At 48.7% G+C, this 1,471-nt stretch carries 1 protein-coding gene; it reads right to left on the bottom strand.

What is annotated here, in order from left to right; all coding sequences use genetic code 11:
- A partial coding sequence (locus ACFYU8_RS11265; protein ID WP_483862305.1) for a coiled-coil domain-containing protein occupies window positions 1-1,471 on the bottom strand: 1,471 nt, incomplete at both ends.

Genomic DNA, 1,471 nt, shown 5'->3' with positions numbered 1-1,471 from the left:
TAGGTCTTGTGTCTGAGAATGCAGCTCTAGCTCTTTGGAAGTGAGCTGTTGTTCTTTTGTCTGTAGGTTTTGTGCTAGGGATTGAAGGTCTTGCCCTTGTGTGTGTAGTTCTTGCTCGAGACCGAGAAGGTCCTGTTCCCGTGCATTGAGTTCTTGCGTCTGAGAATGCAGCTCTAGCTCTTTGGAAGTGAGCTGTTGTTCTAATGTTTGCAGGTTATGCGTTAGGGATTGGAGGTCTTGCCCTTGCGTCTGAAGTTCTTGTTCGAAATTGAGAAGGTCTTGCTTCCGTGCATTGAGGTCTTGTGTCTGAGAATGCAGCTCTAGCTCTTTGGAAGTGAGCTGTTGTTCTTTTGTCTGTAGGTTTTGTGCTAGGGATTGAAGGTCTTGCCCTTGTGATTGAAGTTCTTGCTCGAGACCAAGAAGGCCCTGTTCCCGTGCATTGAGGTCTTGTGTCTGAGAATGCAGCTCTAGCTCTTTGGAAGTGAGCTGTTGTTCTTTTGTCTGCAGGTTGTGAGCTAGGGATTGAAGTTCTTGTCCTTGTGTCTGCAGTTCTTGCTCGAGACCGAGGAGTTCCTGTTCCCGTGCATTGAGTTCTTGCGTCTGAGAATGCAGATCTAGCTCTTTGGAAGAGAGCTGTTGTTCTTTAGTCTGCAGGTTGTGAGCCAGGGATTGAAGGTCTTGCCCTTGCACTTGCAATTCTTGTTCGAGAACGTGAAGGTCCTGTTCTCGTGCATTGAGGTCTTGCGTCTGAGAATGCAGCTCTAGCTCTTTGGAGGAGAGCTGTTGTTCTTTTGTCTGCAGGTTGTGAGCCAGGGATTCAAGATCTTGCCCTTGTGTCTGAAGTTCTTGCTCGAGACCGAAGAGTTCCTGTTCCCGTGCATTGAGGTCTTGCGTCTGAGAATACAGCTCCAGCTCTTTGGAAGTGAGCTCTTGCTCTTGTGTCTGAAGTTCTTGCTCGAGACCGAGGAGTTCCTGTTCCCGTGCATTGAGTTCTTGCGTTTGAGAATGCAGCTCCAGCTCTTTGGTAGTGAGCAGTTGTTCTTTCGTCTGCAGGTTCTGCGCTTTGGATTTCAGCTCTTGCCCTTGTGCCTGCAACTCTTGCTCAATACTGAGAAGGTCCTGTTCCCGTGCATTGAGGTCTTGCGTTTGAGAATGCAGCTCCAGCTCTTTGGTAGTGAGCAGTTGTTCTTTCGTCTGCAGGTTCTGCGCTTTGGATTTCAGCTCTTGCCCTTGTGCCTGCAACTCTTGCTCAATACTGAGAAGTTCCTGTTCCCGTGCATTGAGTTCTTGCGCCTGAGAATGCAGCTCTAGTCCTTGCGCTTGTAACGCTTGTTCAAGACCGAGAAGCTCCTGCTCCTGTGCTTGAAGGTCTTGTGTCTGAGAATGCAGCTTCAACTCCTTAGCCTGGAGCTTTTGCTCGGAGACAAGCAGTTCTTGTTCTTGCGTTTGTAGGTTATGTTTTAGGGATTGA

Source organism: Brevibacillus sp. NPDC003359 (assembly GCF_042878995.1).
Classification (GTDB): Bacteria; Bacillota; Bacilli; order Brevibacillales; family Brevibacillaceae; genus Brevibacillus.
This window is presented reverse-complemented; position numbering and strand designations above follow the sequence as displayed.